Annotated in this window: 17 protein-coding genes; 9 read left to right on the plus strand and 8 right to left on the minus strand. The window is 70.9% G+C overall.

Annotated features, from left to right (window positions below; translation table 11 throughout):
• Positions 1-38: 38 nt before the first annotated feature.
• The 3 genes from folC to QMG86_RS24100 all read right to left on the minus strand — a co-directional run bounded on the left by folC (position 39) and on the right by QMG86_RS24100 (position 5,393).
• Positions 39-1,409 (minus strand): bifunctional tetrahydrofolate synthase/dihydrofolate synthase, encoded by a 1,371-nt coding sequence (gene folC / locus QMG86_RS24090; RefSeq protein WP_281881108.1) that lies wholly within the window; start codon positions 1,407-1,409, stop codon positions 39-41.
• Positions 1,410-1,498: 89 nt separating this feature from the next.
• Entirely contained in the window at positions 1,499-4,177 is a 2,679-nt protein-coding gene (locus tag QMG86_RS24095) for a valine--tRNA ligase (RefSeq protein WP_281874945.1), read from the minus strand.
• A 289-nt stretch (positions 4,178-4,466) separates the two neighbouring features.
• Complete coding sequence (locus QMG86_RS24100) at positions 4,467-5,393, minus strand: NAD(P)/FAD-dependent oxidoreductase (protein WP_281874946.1); 927 nt, start codon at positions 5,391-5,393, stop codon at positions 4,467-4,469.
• Between the two features lie 91 nt (positions 5,394-5,484).
• Here QMG86_RS24100 and QMG86_RS24105 point away from each other — a divergent pair, with 91 nt between their 5' ends.
• Both QMG86_RS24105 and QMG86_RS24110 read left to right on the plus strand, forming a co-directional pair.
• Complete coding sequence (locus QMG86_RS24105; RefSeq protein WP_281874947.1) at positions 5,485-6,078, plus strand: helix-turn-helix domain-containing protein; 594 nt, start codon at positions 5,485-5,487, stop codon at positions 6,076-6,078.
• A gap of 157 nt (positions 6,079-6,235) precedes the next feature.
• On the plus strand, positions 6,236-6,895 hold the full coding sequence (locus QMG86_RS24110; protein WP_281874948.1) for a hypothetical protein: 660 nt from the start codon (positions 6,236-6,238) through the stop codon (positions 6,893-6,895).
• Between the two features lie 16 nt (positions 6,896-6,911).
• On the opposite strand, the gene QMG86_RS24115 is transcribed toward QMG86_RS24110, so the two are convergent.
• Positions 6,912-7,856, minus strand: coding sequence for a diacylglycerol kinase (locus tag QMG86_RS24115; RefSeq protein ID WP_434085500.1), 945 nt, complete (start codon positions 7,854-7,856; stop codon positions 6,912-6,914).
• A complete protein-coding gene (locus QMG86_RS24120; RefSeq protein WP_281881111.1) occupies positions 7,853-9,430 on the minus strand; it encodes an FAD-binding oxidoreductase in 1,578 nt (525 codons plus the stop codon). The genes QMG86_RS24115 and QMG86_RS24120 overlap by 4 nt, the downstream gene beginning before the upstream one ends.
• Positions 9,431-9,610: 180 nt before the next feature.
• Here QMG86_RS24120 and QMG86_RS24125 point away from each other — a divergent pair, with 180 nt between their 5' ends.
• Together QMG86_RS24125 and QMG86_RS24130 are read left to right on the plus strand one after the other, a co-directional pair.
• A complete protein-coding gene (locus tag QMG86_RS24125; RefSeq protein WP_281874949.1) occupies positions 9,611-10,243 on the plus strand; it encodes a TetR/AcrR family transcriptional regulator in 633 nt (210 codons plus the stop codon).
• Positions 10,244-10,288: 45 nt separating this feature from the next.
• Positions 10,289-11,830 carry a glycerol-3-phosphate dehydrogenase/oxidase gene (locus QMG86_RS24130; protein ID WP_281874950.1) on the plus strand — a complete coding sequence of 514 codons (1,542 nt, stop codon included), beginning with the start codon at positions 10,289-10,291 and terminating at the stop codon, positions 11,828-11,830.
• 13 nt (positions 11,831-11,843) lie between these two features.
• On the opposite strand, the gene QMG86_RS24135 is transcribed toward QMG86_RS24130, so the two are convergent.
• Positions 11,844-12,362 carry a GNAT family N-acetyltransferase gene (locus QMG86_RS24135; RefSeq protein ID WP_281874951.1) on the minus strand — a complete coding sequence of 173 codons (519 nt, stop codon included), beginning with the start codon at positions 12,360-12,362 and terminating at the stop codon, positions 11,844-11,846.
• 43 nt (positions 12,363-12,405) lie between these two features.
• Complete coding sequence (locus QMG86_RS24140; protein ID WP_281874952.1) at positions 12,406-13,077, minus strand: TetR/AcrR family transcriptional regulator; 672 nt, start codon at positions 13,075-13,077, stop codon at positions 12,406-12,408.
• Between the two features lie 629 nt (positions 13,078-13,706).
• Here QMG86_RS24140 and QMG86_RS24145 point away from each other — a divergent pair.
• From QMG86_RS24145 to QMG86_RS24160, 4 genes are all read left to right on the plus strand, one after another.
• The gene (locus QMG86_RS24145; protein ID WP_281874953.1) at positions 13,707-14,930 is read left to right on the plus strand and encodes an FHA domain-containing protein; all 1,224 of its coding nucleotides are present in this window, start codon (positions 13,707-13,709) and stop codon (positions 14,928-14,930) included.
• A gap of 348 nt (positions 14,931-15,278) precedes the next feature.
• Positions 15,279-17,576: an FdhF/YdeP family oxidoreductase gene (locus QMG86_RS24150; RefSeq protein ID WP_281874954.1), complete on the plus strand. Its 2,298-nt coding sequence runs from the start codon at positions 15,279-15,281 to the stop codon at positions 17,574-17,576.
• A 133-nt stretch (positions 17,577-17,709) separates the two neighbouring features.
• A complete protein-coding gene (gene fdhD, locus QMG86_RS24155) occupies positions 17,710-18,546 on the plus strand; it encodes a formate dehydrogenase accessory sulfurtransferase FdhD (RefSeq protein ID WP_281874955.1) in 837 nt (278 codons plus the stop codon).
• Positions 18,547-18,627: 81 nt separating this feature from the next.
• Positions 18,628-19,209 carry a hypothetical protein gene (locus QMG86_RS24160; protein ID WP_281874956.1) on the plus strand — a complete coding sequence of 194 codons (582 nt, stop codon included), beginning with the start codon at positions 18,628-18,630 and terminating at the stop codon, positions 19,207-19,209.
• 46 nt (positions 19,210-19,255) lie between these two features.
• Here QMG86_RS24160 and mihF read toward each other — a convergent pair whose 3' ends face one another.
• Entirely contained in the window at positions 19,256-19,570 is a 315-nt protein-coding gene (gene mihF, locus QMG86_RS24165) for an integration host factor, actinobacterial type (protein ID WP_029895202.1), read from the minus strand.
• 376 nt (positions 19,571-19,946) lie between these two features.
• Here mihF and QMG86_RS24170 point away from each other — a divergent pair, with 376 nt between their 5' ends.
• Positions 19,947-20,741, plus strand: a complete 795-nt coding sequence (locus QMG86_RS24170) for an AraC family transcriptional regulator (protein WP_281874959.1) — start codon at positions 19,947-19,949, stop codon at positions 20,739-20,741.
• The last annotated feature ends 36 nt before the right edge of the window (positions 20,742-20,777 follow it).

Raw genomic sequence — 20,777 nt, forward strand, 5'->3', positions numbered from 1 at the left:
GCCGTGGCCGGATAGGCTGCCGTCCGCGCACCCGGCGCTCACGCCGGGTCCTTCCCGAACAGCGCGCGGGCCGCGCCCGCCGTGACCACCGACCCTGTCACGATCACTCCGGCTCCGGAGACCATCTCGCCCGCCTCGCCCACCTCTTCGGCGATCGCGATCGCGGTCTCCAGCGCGTCGGGCAGCGTGGCGGCGGAGACCACGCGCTCGTCACCGAACCGCTGGACCGCGAGGTCGGCGAGCGTCTCCACGTCCAGCGCGCGGGGCGAACCGTTGCTGGTGACGACGATCTCGTCCAGCACCGGCTCCAGCGCGGTGAGGATGCCGGCGGCGTCCTTGTCACCGAGCACCGCGACCACTCCGACCAGTTTGCGGAAGTCGAACTCGTCGGTCAGCGTCGCGGCCAGCGCCTGCGCACCGGCCGGATTGTGCGCGGCGTCGATGAAGATGGTGGGCGCGCTGCGCATGCGCTCCAGCCGCCCAGGGCTGGTGACGCTCGCGAAACCGGCGCGCACGGCGTCCATGTCGAGCTTGCGTTGCGCGCCCGCGCCGAAGAACGCCTCCACCGCCGCGAGCGCGAGCACCGCGTTGCGCGCTTGGTGCTCGCCGTGCAACGGCAGGAAGATCTCGTCGTACACCCCGCCGAGGCCCTGCAACTCGAGTTGCTGCCCGCCCACCGCGATCTGCCGGGCGAGCACGCGGAACTCCGAGCCCTCGCGCGCGACCGCGGCGTCCATCTCGACGGCGCGGCGCAGCAGCACCTCCATCGCCTCCGGTTCCTGCTGCGCGATCACCGCGACGTTGTCGCGCGGCACCAGGCCCGCCGGGGCGCGTTTGATGATCCCGGCCTTCTCGCCCGCGATCGAGGTGAGGTCCGGGCCGAGGTACTCGGTGTGGTCCAAGCCGATCGGCGTGATCACCGCGACCTGCCCGTCGACCACGTTCGTGGCGTCCCAGGTGCCGCCCAATCCCGTCTCGACGACCGCCACGTCGACCGGCGCCTCGGCGAAGGCGGCGAACGCCATGCCGGTGAGCACCTCGAACTTGCTCATCGCGGGACCTCCCGCGGCCGCCGACTGCTTGTCGATCATCTCGACGTACGGCAGCAGCTCGCGGTAGATCTCCACGTACCGCGCGGGCGTGATCGGCGCGTTGTCGATGCTGATCCGCTCGGTGGCCAGTTGCAGATGCGGACTGGTGATCCGGCCGGTACGCCGATGCAGCGCGGTGAGCAGCGCGTCGATCATCCTGGTCACCGAGGTCTTGCCGTTGGTGCCCGCGATGTGGATCGCCGGGTAGCTCTGCTGCGGCGAGCCGAGCAGATCCATCAGCGTGGCGATCCGGGTGAGCGAGGGCTCGATCTTGGTCTCCGGCCAGCGCCGGTCGAGTTCCGCCTCGACCAGCGCCATCTCCGCCAGCTCCACCGGCGAGGGGCCGGAGCCGAGCCGCGCGCCGCCACGGCGCTCGTCGTCGCCGTATTGCGGTTCCGGCTCGTGGTTCACTTGCCGCTCAACTCCGCCAGCCGCGCCCCGATCCGCGCCACCTCGTCGGAGGCGATCTGCTGCCTGCCGCGGATCTTGTCCACCACGTGCTCGGGCGCCTTGGCCAGGAACGCCTCGTTGCCGAGCTTGGCGGCGGTGCCCTGGAGCTCCTTCTGCGCGGCGGCCAGGTCCTTCTCCAGCCTGCGGCGTTCGGCGTCCAGGTCGACCGCGCCCGAGGTGTCCAGCTCCACGGTGACCGTTCCGGTGCTCAGGCGGACCTCCACCGACGCGGTGGCGGCGAACTCGGCCCCCGGCTCGGTGAGCCGCGCCAGGTTCGCCACCGACGCCGCCTGCTCGCCGAGTCCGGCCGCGTCCAGGCCGATCAGCTTGGCCGCGACCTTCTGCTTGTCCGCCAGGCCCTGGTCGCTGCGGAACCGCCGGATCTCCGTGATCAACCGCTGCGTATCGGAAATACGTTGCGCGCCTTCCTGATCCGCGGGCACACCGGATGCCTGCGGCCACGGCGCGACCACCACCGACTCGCCGCCGGTCAGCGCCTGCCACAACGCCTCGGTGACGAACGGGATGACCGGATGCAGCAGGCGCAGCACGGCATCGAGCACGGAGCCGAGCACGAGCTGGGTCGCCTCGGCGCGGGCGCCGTCGGCGGCGAACTGCACCTTGGCCAGTTCCAGGTACCAGTCGCACAGCTCGTCCCAGGCGAAGTGGTAGAGCGCCTCGCAGGCCTTGCCGAACTCGTAGGCGTCGAACGCGGCGTCGGCTTCGGCGCGCACCGCGTCCAGCCGGTCCAGGATCCAGCGGTCGGCGTCGGTGAGCTGCGCGCGGTCGGGCAGGTCGCCCACCCGCGCGCCGTTCATCAGCGCGAATTTGGTCGCGTTGAACAGCTTGGTCACGAAGCTGCGCGAGGCGAGCACGTGCGGCTCGCCGACCGAGAGGTCACCGCCGGGCTGCGCGCCGCGCGCGAGGGTGAACCGGGTCGCGTCGGCGCCGAAGGCGTTGATCCAATCCAGCGGGTCGATGCCGTTGCCGCGCGACTTGGACATCTTCTTGCCGAACTGGTCGCGGATCAGGCCGTGCAGGAAGACGTCCTTGAACGGCACCTGGCGCTCGCCGCCCTTGCCCGCGGTCAGCGCGGCGTCCTCGGCCACGTAGGTGCCGAACATCATCATCCGCGCCACCCAGAAGAACAGGATGTCGTAGCCGGTGACGAGCACGCTGGTGGGATAGAACTTCTCGAGTTCGGCGGTGGCGTGCGGCCAGCCCATCGTGGAGAACGGCCACAGGCCGGAGGAGAACCAGGTGTCCAGCACATCCGGGTCCTGCACCCAGCCTTCGGGCGCCTGCTCGTCGGGCCCGACGCACACCACTTCGCCCTCGGGGCCGTACCAGATGGGGATGCGGTGGCCCCACCACAGCTGGCGCGAGATGCACCAGTCGTGCATGTCGTCGACCCAGCCGAACCAGCGCGGTTCCTGACTCTTGGGGTGGATCACGGTGTCGCCGTTGCGGACGGCGTCACCGGCGGCCTTGGCCAGCGACTCGACCTTCACCCACCACTGCATGGACAGCCGCGGCTCGATCGGCTCGCCGGTGCGCTCGGAGTGGCCGACGCTGTGCAGGTACGGGCGCTTCTCGGCGACCACCCTGCCCTCCCGCGCGAGCCGTTCGCGCACCTTGACGCGCGCCTCGAAACGGTCCATGCCGTCGAATTCGGTTCCGGTGCCGGTGATCCGGCCACGCTCGTCCATGATGGTCGGCATCGGGAGCCCGTGCCGCAGACCCATCTCGAAGTCGTTCGGGTCGTGCGCCGGGGTGATCTTCACCGCGCCCGAGCCGAATTCGGGATCGACGTAGTCGTCGGCGATGATCGGGATCTGCCGCCCGGTGATCGGATGCTCCAAGGTGGTGCCGATCAAGGCCCGGTAACGCGGGTCCTCCGGATGCACGGCCACGGCCGTGTCGCCGAGCATGGTCTCCACCCGGGTGGTGGCCACCACGACGTGCGGTTCGTCGTCGGCGAGCGAGCCGTAGCGCAGCGAGACCAGCTCGCCTTCCACGTCCTCGTACTTCACCTCGATGTCGGAGATCGCGGTGCGCAGCTCCGGCGACCAGTTCACCAGCCGCTCGGCGCGGTAGATCAGGCCCGCGTCGTAGAGCCGCTTGAACATGGTCTGCACGGCGCGCGACAGGCCCTCGTCCATCGTGAAGCGGTCCCGGCTCCAGTCGACGCCGTCGCCGAGCGCGCGCATCTGCCATTGGATGGCGCCGCCGGATTCCCGCTTCCAGTCCCACACCTTCTGCACGAACAGTTCGCGGCCGAAATCTTCCTTCGTCTTGCCGTCCACCGCCAGCTGCTTCTCCACCACGGTCTGGGTGGCGATGCCCGCGTGGTCCATGCCGGGCAGCCAGAGCACCTCGTAGCCCTGCATGCGCTTGCGGCGCGAGAGCGTGTCCATCAAGGTGTGGTCGAGCGCGTGGCCCATGTGCAGCGTGCCGGTGACGTTCGGCGGCGGCAGCACGATCGAATAGGCCGGCTTGCCACTGCCCGGATCGGCGGTGAAATAGCCCGCGGCTACCCAGCGCTCGTACATCTCGGCCTCCACCTCGCCGGGAGTCCAGCTCTTGGGGAGGGCATCGGCACGATTACGCGTGTTGTCAGGGGCTGCGCTGGTCACCCCGCGATTCTAGAGCCCGCCGATCCGCCGACCTCGGGTCGGTCGACCCCGGTCGCCGGTGTCCGGCGGATCCGCCGGTCGACGCCGCGCGGAATGGCGAGGAAAATCCGCCCGCCGGGCGCCGAAGCGGAGGGTATTCCGCGATGAAGACAAAAAGAGGCGGAGTCTTCGGTGGATGAGGGACACCGAACACTCCGCCCATGTCAGTAGCTTACCGGCGATCCGGGACCGGGCTCGGAATCCATAAGCAATTCTCAGCTTCCGGCATTTCGGACCCCGGATATTCCGCTCAACGGGCGAGCACGGCGACCTCGGCCGCCACCAAGTCGCCGTTGATCGCGATCGCCGCGGCGGAGCCCGCTCCCGCGGCGGAAATGACCTGAGCTGCCGGATTGCTGACGTTGCCCGCGGCCCACACACCCGGCACGCTGGTGCGTCCGGTGGCGTCCGTCGCCACCCAGCCGCCTGCGTCGAACGCGCAGCCGAGCGCGACCAGCACTTCGTCGTTGGCACGGAAAGTCGGCGCGACGAACATGGCGGTCCTCGGCACGGCCCGCCCGTCGGCCAGTTCCACACCGCGCAGCCGGTCGTCCACCACGAACCGGGCGACCTCGCCCTCGACCACCCGGACGCCGCGCGCGTCCAAGTGGGCCCGGTCGTCGTCGGACAGGGTCATCGTGTTCGAGAAGAAGACGACGTCGTCCGACCACTGGGGCAGCAACAGCGCCAGGTGCACCGCACGGGCCAGGGCGCCGGGCTCCGGCCCGCCGAGCACGCCGATCGGCTGGTCCCGGACCTCGTAGCCGTGGCAGTACGGGCAGTGCAGCACGTCACGGCCCCACCGCTCGGCCACTCCGGGCAGCTCCGGCAGTTCGTCGCGCAGCCCGGTGGCCACGAGCACGCGACGAGCCCGCAGCGTCCCGCCGCCACCGAGCCGCAGCGTGTGGTCGGCCTCCCCCGTCCGCTCGGCGCCGACGACGACGTCGTCGATCATCTCCGCGCCGTAGCTCACGGCCTCGGCGGCTCCGCTCGCCAGCAGTTGCGCCGGTGGCATCCCGTCCCGGGACAGGAACCCGTGCATGTGCTCGGCGGGCGCGTTGCGCGGTGCGCCGCCCCTGACCACCGCGACGCGCCGCCGCGCCCGGGCCAGGACCAGCGCACCGGACAATCCCGCCGCTCCGCCGCCCACGATCACCACGTCGTATGTTTCGCTCATCCGCGATCACCTCCATCGACACAGTGCCGTCAGTTCCGGCGATTCAGCAACAAATGTTGCCAAAATCGGGAAAGCGCGGTGCACTGGTGACATGTCTGCACCACCGGCTGTCGCCCAGGCCCTCGCCGATATCGGGCCACGACTCAAAGCGCTGCGCACCCGCCGCAATGTCACGCTCACCGCGCTGGCCGAAAGCACCGGGATCTCCAAGAGCACGCTGTCGCGGCTCGAGTCCGGTCAGCGCAAAGCCAGCCTGGAACTGCTGCTGCCGATCGCGATGGCCCACCAGGTGCCGTTGGACGAATTGGTGGCCGCCCCCGCGATCGCCGATCCGCGGGTCCACACGACGGCGCGGAAGATGAACGGGCTCACCATCGTTCCGCTGACCCGGCAGCCGGGTCCGCTGCAGGCGTTCAAGATCATCATCCCACCCGAGCGCGGCGAACCCGACCCCAAGGTGCACGAGGGTTTCGAGTGGCTCTACGTGTTGTCCGGACGACTGCGGCTGGTACTCGGCGAGCACGATCTGGTGCTCGGCCCGGGCGAGGCCGCGGAATTCGACACCCGCCAACCGCATTGGTTCGGCAGCGCGGGCCGGGGTCCGGTGGAAATCCTGAGCCTATTCGGGTCGCAGGGTGAACGAATGCATCTTCGCGCGCGGTCGGCGGGCCGGAAACGCGCCTGAACCACTTGTGTCTGAAATGTCCGTTATTGCCAAAACGTGAATTTTCCGGACCCTGGAAAGGGTGAATACCCCAAGCGCTCCTCCCCCGGTGAATCCCCAAGAAAAACCAGGGTTTTCCCGGTTGCCGAACACGCGTCGGCTGCGGACGCTGGGAGAGGTGAACCCCCCGCTGGAGGCATACGCCCCCGAACCCCGGCTGCCGGTGCTGGTCCCGGAGACGCTGCACGATCTGCGCGGTCAGACGATCGCGGAGATCCGGTATCCCGCCGCGGCGGCCCTGGTCGTCGCGGGCGTTCCCGGCGCGGGCAAGAGCACCGCGCTGCGTAAGTTCTTCGGCGCCGACGCGGCGGCCACCACGCCGTCGCGCAGTGCCGCCGGAGTGCTGGTGCTCGACTCGATGCAGGCGCGTAATCGCTGGCGGCCCAAGCTGTGGTGGCTGCCCTACCTGCTGTGGCGCCCGCTGGTGCACGTCGCGCACTTCCAGGCCATTCGCGCCGCGTTGCGGGAGGTCAGCGGCCCGGTCGTCATCCACGACTGCGCCACCTTCGGTTGGGCACGCGCTCTGATCGCGCGCTGGGCGGCGGATCGCGAACTGCACCTGCTCATGTTGGACGTGCCCGCGGCGGTGGCCCGCGCGGGCCAGCACAGCCGCGGACGGCGGATCAACCACGTGGTCTTCCGGCTGCACGTGCGAAGCTGGCGGCGGCTGATGCGCACCGTGGCGACGCAGCGCCGCCCGGTCGGCCGCGCGTCCCGATCGGTGGTCATCGTCGACCGCGCGGCCGTGAATCACCTGCAGTGCGTGACGTTCGCCTGACCGGACGCCGCCGCGGTCAGGGCACCAGGACGGTCAATGCCGCGGGCACCGCCCGGATCGTGATCGGCAGCGTGCCCGCCGGTTCACCGTCGGCGGTGGCGGGCGCGCCGGCCGCGGTGAGCGTGACGGCCGCGGCGCGGAACTGCTTGACCTCCGGGTGATTCTGCCGTTTGCCCGCCGACAGCGCGGGCAGCAGGCGCAGCATCTCCCCGCGCGACAACGCGCCCACCACGGTCAGGTCGAGCAGTCCGTCGTCCATCAGCGCGTCCGGGCAGATCAGCATGCCGCCGCCGTAGGTGCGGGTGTTGCCAACCGCGACCATGACCGCCTCGGTCACCAGCTGCGCGCCCGCGCCCGGGTTGGTCAGCCCGTCGGTCACCGCGTCCACCAGCTCGACCCGGTAGGGCACGGTGAAGCGCCCGGATATCTCGGCCAGCGCGGCGACGGTGTAGCGCAGTCTGCCCTTCGGCCAGCGCATCTCGTTGGCGCGCAGGGTGACCCGCGCGTCGAATCCGGTGCCCGCCACCGTGGCGAACCACATCGGCGGGTCGGAGGACTCGATGCGGCCGAGGTCGATCGTCCTGGTCCGCCCACGCAACACCAGCGAGGCGGCGGCCTGCGGATCGTCGGTCGGCACGCCGAGTTCCCTGGCCAGATCGTTGCCGGTACCGGCGGGAATCATGCCGAGCGCCACGCCGGTCTCGGCGACGGCGGGGAGGGTCACGTTGATCAGGCCGTCGCCGCCGACGCAGACCACGGCATCGGGTCTCGCGCCGCCCGCGATCAAATCCCGCACCTGCCGAACTGTTTCGGCGGCCGAGGGAGCGCATACCTCCGTGACCTCCGCGCCGCCCGCGCGGAAGCGGGCGATCGCGACGCTCGCCGCGTCACCTCCCCTGCCGTGCCCGGACCGCGGATTGGTCACCACGGTGATCTTGCGCACCGGCGAATAGTTGTTCACGGCACCAGCTTTCCGGGATTCAGGATGCCCGCCGGGTCGAGTTCGGCCTTCACCGCACGCAGCACGCGCACGCCTAGATCGCCCACTTCGTCCGGCACCCACGGACGATGATCGGTGCCCACCGCGTGGTGGTGGGTGATGGTGCCGCCGCTGGCGACGATGGCGTCGCCCGCGGCGCGCTTGGCGGCCTGCCACTGGGCCAGCGGGTCGTCGAGCTGCTTGGCGACGACGGTGAAGTACAGCGACGCGCCGGTCGGATAGGTGTGCGAGATGTGGCACATGACCAGGGGCGGAGTGCCCTGCGCACCGAGCGAATCGGTCAGTGCCGCGGTGACCCCCGCCTTCAGCGCGCTCAGATTCGACCAGGTGGTGGCGGTCTCCAGCGTTTCGCAGAGCACGCCCACGTCCAGCAGCGCGTCGCGCAGGTACGGGGCGGCGAAACGACCGTGCTCCCATTCCCGGGCCGGTGTCTCCCCCAAGGACGCGCCACCCGCGGCGGCCAGCACGGCGGCCGCTTCGGCGCTGCGTGCGGCGACATGCGCCGAGCTGCCCTCGTAGGTGGTGATGGCCAGGCATCCGGCCACGGGGTTGCCGCCGATATCGCCGGAGCGGGCGAGATTGATCCCGGTCTCCGCCTCGTCGGACAAGCGGAGCACAGTGGGCGCCGCGCCCGCCTGCACGACCGCGCGCAACGCGGCGGCGCCGGTCGCGAAATCGGGGAACGCCCAAGCTTGGTAGGCGACAGTTTCCGGAACCGGATGCACCCGCAGCGTGACCTCGGTGATCACGCCGAGCGTGCCCTCTGATCCGACGAACAACTCGCGCAGGTCCGGTCCCGCCGCCGAGGCGGGCGCGCGCCCGAGTTCGAGCGTGCCGCTGGGGGTGGCGATCTTCAGCCGCTGCACCATGTCGTCGAAACGGCCGTAGCCCGCCGAGGCCTGGCCGGACGACCGCGTCGCCGCGAAGCCGCCGAGGGTGGCGAACTCGAAACTCTGCGGGAAATGACCGAGGGACAGCCCGTGCGCGCCGAGCAGTTCCTCCGCGCGCGGACCGGTCACGCCCGCGCCCAGGGTGGCGGTGCCGCTGACCGGATCGACCTCGGTCAACCCGGCCAATCTGCGCAGATCAAGGGCGATCACGGTGTCGAAGCGTCCGCGCACGGGATCGACGCCGCCGACCACACTGGTGCCGCCGCCGAACGGGACCACCGCGACGGCGTGCCGCGCGCAGTAGCCGAGCACGGCGAGGACCTCGTCGTGATCGGCCGGGAAGACGACGGCGTCCGGCGCGTCCTGCGGCCCCTCGGCCCGGCGGCGCAGCAGATCGGGCGTGCTCTTCCCGCCGGCGTGCCGCAGCCGATCGCGGTGGTCGGCCGACACGTTGCCGGGGCCGACCACCTCGACCAGCCCGGCGCGCCGCTCGGGCGTCAACGCCGATTCGCGCAGTGGCACGTCGCCCTCGTCGCGGCGCGCCACCGGGTTGCCGGAGACCCCGAACACCTGCGTCAGCAGACCGCGGATCCGTTCCGAAAGTGGCTGGTGAGCAGCCGCGACGCCCCAGGCATCCCAGACCATGCTCGCCGCCGAGTCGCCCGGGCCGGTCTTCGCCGACCGGGCCGGATCGCCGTCGGTGTGCTGCTGCGTGTCCACCATGCGTTACAGTTTGACATAGACTGTCAAGCAGTAACGAACAACTGGACAAATTCTTCCTGGCCGACGCTCCGCCGTCGGCCGCTCGACCCCGGTGGTGACGCTTTGACCGCTCCCGACACCTCCGCCGAGCACCTCTCGGCGACCGACCTGGCGATTCTCGACGCCGCCCGCGCCTGCGTGGAGGAGTTCGGCGTACGCCGCACCACACTCACCGAGGTGGCGCGGCGGGCGGGCGTCAGCAGGCCGACGGTCTACCGTCGCTGGCCGGACACCGGCGCGCTGGTAGCGGAGTTGCTGGTGCGCGAGCTGCGCGGGATCGTGGCGGCGACCATGCCGTCGGCGGGCAGCGCACGCACCAGGTTGGTGGAGGGCGTGGTCGCCGGGGCGGCGACGGTCCGGACGAATCCGTTGTTCGGCAAGATCTTCCGCACCGACACCGATCTGATGCTCACCTACGTCTTCGGCAGGCTCGGGCGCAACCAGCGCGCGCTGATCGAACTGTTCGCGGCGGGCATCCGAGACGGCCAGCGGGACGGCTCCATCCGCGCGGGCCATCCGGAGCGGATGGCCACCATGCTGCTGCTGATCGCCCAGTCCGCGGTGCAGTCGGCGGGCACCGTCGCACCGCTGCTGGCGGGCGAGCACCTCGACGCCGAACTCCGTCGCGCGATCGACGGCTACCTCGACGATCGCGCTCACGAAACGGCCGAAGACGCGGCCCGAGCGCAATCGTGATGAGTACCAGCTCGCGGCGTTCCCGCTGCATCCGAAAGGCATGTGATGAGCACTGAGCCAATGCGTACCGGAGACTCCGCGTTGAACGCCGCGCGCCGCGCCACGGATTTGTCGCGGCTCGGCGACGGCGCCGAGATCGACGTCCTGGTGATCGGCGGCGGCGTCACCGGCGCCGGAGCCGCACTGGACGCCGCCGCCCGCGGACTGCGGACCGTGCTGGTGGAACGCCACGACCTGGCGTTCGGCACCAGCCGCTGGAGCTCCAAGCTGGTGCACGGCGGCCTCCGGTATCTGGCGAGCGGCCGGGTGGGCATCGCCCACGAGAGCGCGGTGGAACGCGGCATGCTGCTGCGCACCACGGCGCCGCATCTGGTGCGCCCGCTGCCTCAGCTGGTGCCGCTGCTGCCGAATGTCGGCACAACGCAAGCCGCTCTGGTGCGCGCCGGTTTCCTGGCGGGCGATCTACTCCGGCGCGGCGCGGGCACACCCGCCGCGCTGCTGCCCCGGTCCCGGCGCGTCGCCGCCGCGGAAGCCGTACGGCTCGCGCCGACCGTGCGGCGCGCGGGCCTGCGCGGCGGCCTGCAGGCATGGGACGGGCAACTGGTCGACGACGCACGCCTGGTCGTCGCGCTGGCGCGCACGGCCGCGGCGCACGGCGCGCGGGTTCTGACCCGCGTCGAAGCGCGCGAGGTGACCGGGCAGTCGGCGACCCTGCGCGACACCCGCACCGGCGAGACCCTCACGGTGCGACCGCGCACCGTGGTGAACGCCACCGGCGTCTGGGCCGATCAGGTGGACCCGAGCATCCGGCTGCGCCCGAGCCGGGGCACACATCTGGTGTTCTCGGCCGAGTCCTTCGGCGGCCTCAGCGCGGCGCTCACCGTCCCGGTGCCCGGCAGCATCGGCCGTTTCGTGTTCGCCTTCCCCGCCGCGCACGGCCGGGTCTACCTGGGCTTGACCGACGAGGACGCGCCCGGCCCGGTGCCCGACGAGCCCGAGCCCACCGGGAGCGAAATCGATTTCCTGCTCGACACGATCAATCCCGCCCTGCGAGAGCCGTTGACCCGCAGCGACATTCGCGGGTCGTACGCCGGATTGCGCCCACTGCTGCAGACCGCCGACGACAGCACGGCGGACATCTCCCGGCAGCACGCGGTGCTGCGTTCCCCGACCGGAGTCGTCACCATCGTCGGGGGCAAGCTCACCACGTACCGGAAGATGGCCGAGGACGTGATCGACGCCGCGGTCACGCACGGCGGTCTCGCCGCGGGGCCGTGCCGCACCCGGCGGCTGCCACTGGCGGGCGCGGTCTCCGGCGCGGCACGCGACCGCATCGACGCCCCGCCCGTGCTGATCGAGCGTTACGGCAGTGAGGCGGCCGACGTACTGGCCGCGGCGCGGCGCGATCCGGCGCTCGCCGAGCCGGTCGCACCCGGAATGGACGTACTAGGTGCGGAATTCGCGTTCGCGGTGTCGCACGAGGGCGCGCTCGAGGCCGGAGACCTGCTGGACCGGCGCACGCGCATCGGCTTGGTCGCCGAGGATCGCGCCGCCGCGGCGGCCGCGGCCGCGCGCGCCTTCGCCTGACCGCACCGCGGGTTCAGTCCATCGACCACTCGGACAGGTCCGCGCGCATGCACGCGCGCGGCCAGCGGTCGAGGCCGTGGGCCCGTTCGGCGGCACGCAACGCGATCAGCCCCGGCGTCTCCTCGTCCGCCGCCAGGTACCGGAAGCCGAGCCGCTGGTAATACGGGCCGTTCCACGGCACCTCGGTAAAGGTGGTCAACGTCATCGCGGGCAGGTTCGCGGTGGCGGCCCATCGGGCGGCCTGGTCGAGCAAGCGTTTGCCGATCCGGCGGCGGGCGTGGTCCGGATGCACCGAAACCTGCTCGATATGGGCGTTTCCGTCGACCACGCCCACGATCAGGTAGCCGATCGGCGGGTCGGCGTCGCTCCATACCCAGGCGCGCCCGGCCTGCAGGAACTCGCGCAGCGTCGCCTTCGAAGGCGGTTCGTCGTCGGCTACGGCCGTCATGCCGAGTTCCGCGAACGGCTTGCCCGCCGCGCGTTCGATCTCTTGCAGCACGGGCAGGTCTTCGCTTGTCGCGGGCCGGATCACCGGCCCATTGTGCAACGGCGCGCCCGACGCGGACCACCGAATTTCACTCCGCCGGGGTGGCTAGGATGCCGTTGATCAGCACTCGCACCGCCCATGCCGCGCGTGCGTCGCCGTCACCCGACAGCAGAGCCTGCCGCATGGCCACGACGGTCGGATAGCGGTCGGCGGGCAGTTCGGCGAAGCGCCGCTCCATCGCGGCGAGATACTCCTGTTCGCTGCCGCCGCCGGTGTCGTGCGCGCTCTGCTCCGCCGCCGCGGCCGTGATGTGCAGATAGAGCAGGTCCACCGCCCACGACGCGGTGCGCTCGTCCAACCCCGCCTCGATGAGCGCGCCGAGCATGAATTCCACCAACCGCACCGCGTTGGGACTGCTCGGGATCACACCGAGCGCGACGAGCGCCAGCCCCTCGTGCTTGCTCATCGCCGCCACCATGGTGTCGGCCAGTGCGGTGAGCCGCTCCCGCCAGTTCGCCCCACCCGGCTCCGGGACGCCGCCGAGGACATGGTCGAGCATGGCGGCCATCAGGTCGTCGCGATTGGCGACGTACACGTACAGCGAGGCGGCGCCGGTGTCCAAGTCCTGCGCCACCCGGCGCATGGTCAGCGCCGCCGCGCCGTCGCGATCCAGAATGCGCAGACCGGTCTCGACGATCACCTCGCGACTCAGCGGAGCTTTGGCCGGGCGGGCCCGGCGGCTGACGGCTGCTGCGCTCATGGGCCGAGCATAACCAGGGACGAACGGCGTTCGGGTGACCGGCGCAGGTCGGGGGTGCGAAACATGCGGGATACCGAGACACGGACCGAGAACCGATCCGGCCGCTGGTTCCGCAACGACCCGCCAGGACGCCGTCGCGACTTCCGGCACACCCCTGTCGCCGCAGTGTCATCCCCGGGCGTACCTGCCCCGCAACTCGGTTGTGCTGCATGCGCCACCGGATCGCAGCCCGCGCGACCACTGCGATCTCGCTGACGCGGAGCCGTCGGCCCACCAGAGAGTTGGGCTGATCCGGGTCCACCGTCCGGGGTCCGGGGCCGGCGAACCACTCACCCTGAGCGCCGGTAGTGTCCGCAAACCTCGAACTGTGACTTATGACATAGCAGGAGACGACGAGCATGACCGTCGCCGACTGCGGAAAACACCACAACGTGCAGCTCACAGCGTTGGTGATAGTGGAAGCAACCGCTCGTGAGAAGACGCGCGCCCGAGCGTGATTCGGGGACCGGACGGTGCGCCGGAGGGTTCCGGCATTCCGCTTCGCGATGCTCGCAGACCCCGGTTCGGTTGTCGCCGACGCTCTATGCTGGCTTCGGAATGCCGGTAGTGCGCCGGGAAGGAGGGCGCGGGTGCGCAGGAAACCGTCCACCGTGGGTGTCGCACCGGGCGACGGGCTCGTCGCTCGCTTCGGTGCGGTCGTCGCCTACCTCGGAGCCGAAACGACCTCCACGGACCGGATACTCGGCACCATCGAAGCCGTGGCCGAAGGAGAGCATCCCGGCGCCGCGCTCGCCCAGCGCTTGGCCGCGGTGATCTTCGGCAGCACGGTCCAACCGCCGCCGTTCGGCGTGGTCGCGCCGACCGACGACGGCTTGCTGATTCTGTTGCGCGGACCGGTGACCGCCGAGATCCAAGGTGCGGAGGGCACCCGCCGCCTCGACGGCGGGCGCGCGTTCACCTGGGTCGACGAGATCGTGCGCGAACCGGTGCGCCGCATCACGATCGGCGCGGACACGGGGACGCCGCCGACCGCGCTCCCCCGCACGGATCTGCGGGCGGGCGTGGTCCCCGGCGGCGGTTTCGTCATGCACGCCGCGGTGCGGCGCGCCGGGAAGACCGTCGAGCCGCGCACCTCCGAGCCCGCGGCACAGGGCGAACCAGAACCCACAGCGGCGGCCGGTTTCGCCGCGATGCCCGAACCGACCGGCGCCGCCGAGGCCGTCGTCCAGCCGAAGCCGGTCGCCCGCCCGACCGACTCGGCCCCGGTCGCTCGGCCGACCGACTCCGCCCCGGTCGCCCGCCCGCCCGACTCGGCTCGTCTCCTGGCCAAACCACGTCCGCCCCGGCACGTCACCGATCGCCCGCTCGCCTGGTCCCAGGTACAGCCCGCGCACGAACCGGTCGCTCCGCGCGAAGTTCCCGAGAACGGTGCGACGCGAGCCGCGCGCCCGGCGGCGCCGTCCGGCGACGCGGCGGCCGGTGCGCTGGTCACCGAGGACGGCGCGGCCTACCCGTTGAACCGCGCCTACGTCATCGGGCGCGGGCCGCAAGTGGACGAATCGGTGCGCGCCGCCACCGCCGCGCCGATCGTCATCCAGCGCGACCGCCACGTCTCGCGCGTCCACGCGTATGTGTCGGTCGACGGCGGCAAGGTGTACGTCCGGGACGCCGCCGCCACCTCGGGCACCTTCATCGCCGGTCCCGGCACCGATCAGTGGACCAGGATCAGCACGTCGCCGACCGAGCTCCCGCCGGGCTGGCGCGTCCGCATCAGCGAGCGGGTCCTCACCTACCGCGGCGACGAGCAGCGCACGGGCGCGGCAGATATCGCGGCAGCGCGCCGCCGATCCTGACGGCCGGATTCCTCCACCGACGCAAGCGCGGTATCGGTCACCCGGTCCGGCATCCACAGACAGCGTCGTTCGCCCGGATCGGTGCGACATACGCAGAGCGCGGGCCGCACGCACCGGCCCGATGCCACATGCACAAAGCACGGCCGCAGTACGCACCGCCCGATCGGAATGCGGTGGGGGGCATTCCCTCCCGCGCGGTCGCGATGTCTCGGGCGACCACGGCGCGGCCCACATCGCCCCGCCCGAGCACGGCAACCCTGGGCACCGCACGGCCCCACGCGAGCGGTGCTGACGCCCGGTCGGCCGGTCCCCGCCCGGTTCGGACCGCGCGGAGAGGACAATGGCGGCATGCACCGAAACGGACCGAGCCGCGACATCGACGAGTCCGAGCTGACGGTGACCCCGCCCGAAGAGCAGGCCGCGGGCGTCACCGCCGTGGCGGTGGCGCTGAAGCGCTCGATCGAGGAAATGGGCGTCGTGCGCACCGCCCGCACCTTGGCGCGGGTCAATCAGGTGCACGGCTTCGACTGCCCCGGCTGCGCGTGGCCGGAGCCGACCGGCCATCGCAGGCCCGCCGAGTTCTGCGAGAACGGCGCGAAGGCCGTCGCCGAAGAAGCCACGCTGCGCACGGTGACTCCGGAGTTCTTCGCCGCACACTCCGTGGCGGAGCTGAGCGAGAAGTCCGGCTATTGGCTCGGTCAGCAGGGCCGGCTGACCCACCCCATGGTGCTGCGGCCCGGCGACACCCACTACCGCCCCATCGCCTGGGACGACGCCTACCACCTGATCGCGGACACCCTGCGCGGACTGGACTCACCCGACGAGGCGGTGTTCTACACCTCCGGCCGCACCAGCAACGAGACCGCGTTCCTCTACCAGCTGGTGGTGCGCAGCTACGGCACCAACAACCTGCCGGACTGCTCCAACATGTGTCACGAGTCCTCCGGCACGGCGCTGTCGAGCTCGATCGGAATCGGCAAGGGGTCGGTCTCCATCGACGACTTCGCCAAGGCCGACCTGATCGTGGTCGCGGGACAGAATCCGGGCACCAACCATCCACGGATGCTCAGCGCGCTCGCCGCGGCCAAGGCCGCGGGCGCACGCGTCGTCGCGATCAACCCGCTGCCGGAGACCGGGCTGTTGGGGTTCCGGGATCCGCAGACGGTCAAAGGCGTCACCACCGGTGTGCCGATCGCCGACGATTTCCTGCAGATCCGCCTCGGCGGCGATATGGCCCTGTTCCAAGTGCTGGGCCGGCTGCTGCTGGAAGCCGAGGATCGCGCGCCCGGCACGGTGGTCGACCGGGCGTTCGTCGATGCCCACTGCGCCGGCTACGCGGAGTACGAAAAGCACGTGCGCGCGGTCGATCTCGCCACCGCCGAAGAGGCCACCGGTTTGAGCCGGACCGAACTCGAGCACACCGCGCGGGTGTTCGCCGGCGCGAGCAACATCATCGTGTGCTGGGCGATGGGCTTGACTCAGCAGGCGCATGCGGTGGCCACCATCGAGGAGGCCACCAACCTGCTGCTCTTGCGCGGCATGATCGGCAAGCCGGGCGCGGGGGTGTGCCCCGTACGTGGGCACTCCAACGTGCAGGGCGACCGCACCATGGGCATCTGGGAGAAGATGCCCGCCGCTTTCCTCGACGCCCTCGACCGCGAGTTCGGCATCACCAGCCCTCGCGAGCACGGCTTCGACACCGTCGCGGCCATCCGCGCCATGCGCGACGGACGCGCGAAGGTCTTCTTCGGCATGGGCGGCAACTTCGTCTCCGCCACTCCGGATACCGGCGTGACCGAAGCCGCGCTGCGCGGCTGTGCGCTGACCGTGCAGGTCTCCACCAAACTCAATCGCAGCCACGTCGTGCACGGTCGCACCGCGCTCATCCTGCCGACGCTCGGCCGCACCGACCTCGACCTCGCCCCCGACGGCGGCAAACAGCAGGTCTCCGTGGAGGACTCGATGTCGATGGTGCACCTGTCCACCGGACGGCTGAAACCGGTCAGCGACCAGCTGCGCAGCGAAGTCGCCATCGTCTGCGAACTCGCCCAGGCGCTCTTCGGTCCCGGGCACCCGGTGCCGTGGGCGCGCTTCGCCCGCGACTACGACCACATCCGCGACGCCATTGCTCGCGTCGTGCCCGGCTGCGCCGACTACAACACCAAAGTGCGCGCGCGCAACGGCTTCCAGCTTCCTCACCCGCCTCGCGACGCCCGCGAATTCCGCACCGCCACCGGCAAAGCCAACTTCGCGGTCAACGAGATGAGCTGGCTGCCGGTCCCCGCGGGCAGGCTGATCCTGCAAACGCTGCGCAGCCACGACCAGTACAACACCACCATCTACGGTCTCGACGACCGCTACCGCGGCATCCACAACGGCCGCAAAGTAGTGCTGGTCCACCCCGACGACATCACCGCGTTCGGCTTCCACGACGGCGATCTGGTCGACCTCGTGTCCGAATGGACCGACGGCACCGAACGCCGCGTCGAGGGCTTCCGCCTGGTCTCCTACCCCACCCCACGCGGCAACGCCGCCGCCTACTATCCCGAAACCAATCCCCTCGTGCCGCTGGACCATGTCGCGAAACGCTCGAACACACCCGTCTCCAAGGCAGTCACCATCCGTCTCGAGGCTGCACCGGCATGAGCGGTCAGGCCCGGAGGCGGCAGCGCAGCGTAACCACGCAGGGCCCCGCCCATGCCGGAATCGGACACAGCATGAGCGGTCAGGCCCGGAGGAGGCAGCGCAGCGTGACCACGCAGGGCGAGGGGTACAGCGCATGAGTCGCGTCACCGCTCGCCGCCGGATGCGCCGGATCACTCCCGGCGCGGACATCCAGCGCCCGGACACCCTCGCCGTCGAGGAGCCGCTGGAAATCCGCGTCGGCGGGCAGTCGCTGACGGTCACCATGCGCACCCCTGGCAACGACATCGATCTGGTGCACGGATTCCTGCTGAGCGAAGGCATCATCGGCTCCGCCGAGGACATCGTGGCGGCGCGTTACTGCGCGGGCACCGACGAGCAGGGCCGCAACACCTACAACGTCCTCGACCTCACCCTGCGCACCCCCGTCCCGGTGCGGACCCGATCCTTCCTCACCACCGGAGCCTGCGGGCTGTGCGGCAAGACCGCTCTGGACGAGGTCCGCACCCGCACCCGGTTCCCCCTGTCACCGGGCGGCCCCGCAGTGGACACCAGCGTCCTGGCCGCCATGCCGGACCGGCTGCGCGACCGCCAGTCCGTCTTCGACGCCACCGGCGGCCTGCATGCCGCTGGCCTGTTCACCCCCGGAGGCCGACCGCTGGCCGTTCGGGAGGACATCGGCAGGCACAACGCCGTCGACAAGGTGATCGGCTGGGCGCTGCGCGAAACCCGCGTTCCCGCCCGCGATCTCGTGCTGATCGTCAGCGGGCGCGCATCGTTCGAACTGGTGCAGAAAGCCGTCATGGCGGGGATCCCGATGCTCGGCGCGGTCTCGGCGCCCAGTTCGCTGGCGGTCGACCTCGCCGTTGACGCCGGGCTCACCCTGGTCGGATTCCTCCGCGGCGACACCATGAACATCTACAGCGCCCCCGAACGGATCAACAGCGATCCGGAAGCCTCCTTGTTGGCCTGACTCACTATTGCCCGCGCCGGATACCCGTTTTACCGTGACTGCACGGGAGCCGAAACGGGTTCGGCGAGAACGGAGTGGCCGATGCGGATCTCGCTGGAGGGGAACTCCGAGGGCCTGCGGGTACGGATGCGATTCCAGCAGCACCGCCGCCTCTTGCTCACGCGGATCGTGCTGGCCGTCCTGGCGGCGCAAGGAGCGATCGTGGGCCTCTGGGCCACCCTCGCGCCGCAGTCCTGGTACACCAGTTTTCCGGGGTTCGGCATCCGGTGGGTGGCGGCCGACGGCCCGTACAACCACCACCTGGCGGCCGACGTCGGATCCTTCTTCCTGGCGCTGACCGCGGTGACGATCGCCGCGCTGGTGGTCGACCGGACCACGGCGGCCCGCCTCGCGGGCATCGGCTGGCTGACCTTCGGGGTCCCGCATTTCCTGTACCACGTCCTGCACCGGCCCGCCGGACTCGGCGCGGCGAGCCTCACGGCCAGCCTGATCGCGGCGTTCCTGCTCGTGGCCGGTGGAGCGGTCTGCGTCTTCCTACCGCCACGCGGCGACCTGCCGCTGTCGGATCCGCAGCCGGTCACCCTGCGTTTCCCGCGCCGCCGTCCGCGCGCCGCCGCCGACCGGCGAGCCCGGGACGCCCGTGGGAGATCACCACGGGCGTGATCCGGTGCGTCCGCGGATGACGCCGCGTTCGCCGAATTCCCCGCCCTCAGTCCTTCAGCGCATCGAGCAGTGCCGCGCGCTGACGCGCGCCCAAACCACCGATGCGGCGGTCCTCGGGGATCTCCGCCTGATCCATCAGCTTGGCGGCCTTCACCGGCCCGACACCGGGCAGCGCCTTGATCACCGCAGCCACCTTGGTCTTCTTGACCAGCTCGTCGGAGTCGGCCTTCTTCAGCAGGTCCGCGACCGAGACCTTGCCCGCCTTCACCTTGCCGATCAGTTCGGAGCGTGCCTTGCGGACCGCAGCCGCCTTGGCCAAGGCCTCGGTACGCTGCTCTGCGGTCATGGTAGGCAGTGCCATGTCTCCTCCGCTTCCACTCGTCACTCGAACGTCTGGTTGACCGGACCGAGTAAACAGCACGGCACCGGGTGCGCAAGCTCGACACACCGGGGCGCGAGCAGCGGAAATAGCGAGGAATCTCCCTGATCCACGCCGTCGGAAGCGACGCACGGCCGACCTCCGCCGGGCGAAACGGACGAAACGAACCGAGGTAACGCGGGGCGCGCGATTCCCGACAGAATCAGCAGACATCCGACGCGGGTCATGGTTCAACGGCGAACCAGGGGGATCAACGGCGATCCCCCGAGCCCGGATCCGGTCGACCACTCCGGACGGCGCCCGATCCCGCGACGACAGAGCGACAGCACGCCGCGCACAGCCGTGACAGCATGGCGGCATGGCGCCGAGCACTCCGCCGAGCACGCCCTCGTCCGCGGTTCTGTGGCTGTGGGCCGGGCAGGCGATCTATCGCGGGCCATCACTGCGCCTGAACGCGCATTCGACCGCGGTCGACTGCCTCGCCGTGGGGGTGGACGCCCCGTTCACGCTCGAGTCCGGCGGCGACGCGCACGTCCTTGGCAGCGCGCTGATCCCGCCGCGCCGGATGCACCGGCTGGTCGCGGGCGGCGACCGGATGCTGTTCTGCTATCTGGATCCGGGCTCGCGCGGCGCGCGGGCATGCCGCGAGCGGATGACGCGGTGGCACAACGAATTCGGACTGGGGCACCGGGCGGATGCCGCACTGGCCGCCGAGGCGACGCAAGCGCGTCCCGATCCGTGCGCGTTGGCCGGACTCGCCGGAACGGCGCCGGTCACCGCGCCGGACCACCGAGTGGCGGAGGCGATGGCGGCCCCGCTGGCCGATCCGGCACGGGACATCCCCGCCGACCGGTTCGCCGCGGCCGCGCACCTGTCGGAGTCGCGCTTCCTGCACCTGTTCGCCGCACAGGCGGGGACCTCCTTCCGGCGGTACCGGCTCTGGGCCAGGATGCTCGGCGCCGCACGCGCGGTCGCCGAGGGCGCGAACCTCACCGTGGCGTCGGCGCACGCGGGGTTCGCCAGCCCGTCCCACTTCAGCGACGCCTTTCGCACCCTGTTCGGACTGTCGGCCACCACGCTGCTTGCCACCGGAGTCCGGATCGTCGTGCTGGACGAAGCGGAGGGGATCGAATCGGGCTCGCGACCTTGCTAGGCTACGAATTAGAACACGTTTCACTTCGGAGGAGAC

It is taken from the genome of Nocardia sputorum (assembly GCF_027924405.1).
GTDB classification, from domain to species: domain Bacteria; phylum Actinomycetota; class Actinomycetes; order Mycobacteriales; family Mycobacteriaceae; genus Nocardia; species Nocardia sputorum.

Bases quoted from the DNA above. Each gene is read 5' to 3' on its own strand.
- folC (WP_281881108.1), bottom strand. From the start codon at position 1,409: ATGGCGCTGGTCGAGGCGGAACTCGACCGGCGCTGGCCGGAGACCAAG.
- QMG86_RS24100 (WP_281874946.1), bottom strand. From the start codon at position 5,393: ATGAGCGAAACATACGACGTGGTGATCGTGGGCGGCGGAGCGGCGGGA.
- QMG86_RS24105 (WP_281874947.1), top strand. From the start codon at position 5,485: ATGTCTGCACCACCGGCTGTCGCCCAGGCCCTCGCCGATATCGGGCCA.
- QMG86_RS24120 (WP_281881111.1), bottom strand. From the start codon at position 9,430: ATGGTCTGGGATGCCTGGGGCGTCGCGGCTGCTCACCAGCCACTTTCG.
- QMG86_RS24130 (WP_281874950.1), top strand. From the start codon at position 10,289: ATGAGCACTGAGCCAATGCGTACCGGAGACTCCGCGTTGAACGCCGCG.
- QMG86_RS24140 (WP_281874952.1), bottom strand. From the start codon at position 13,077: ATGAGCGCAGCAGCCGTCAGCCGCCGGGCCCGCCCGGCCAAAGCTCCG.
- QMG86_RS24150 (WP_281874954.1), top strand. From the start codon at position 15,279: ATGCACCGAAACGGACCGAGCCGCGACATCGACGAGTCCGAGCTGACG.
- fdhD (WP_281874955.1), top strand. From the start codon at position 17,710: ATGAGTCGCGTCACCGCTCGCCGCCGGATGCGCCGGATCACTCCCGGC.
- QMG86_RS24160 (WP_281874956.1), top strand. From the start codon at position 18,628: ATGCGGATCTCGCTGGAGGGGAACTCCGAGGGCCTGCGGGTACGGATG.
- mihF (WP_029895202.1), bottom strand. From the start codon at position 19,570: ATGGCACTGCCTACCATGACCGCAGAGCAGCGTACCGAGGCCTTGGCC.
- QMG86_RS24170 (WP_281874959.1), top strand. From the start codon at position 19,947: ATGGCGCCGAGCACTCCGCCGAGCACGCCCTCGTCCGCGGTTCTGTGG.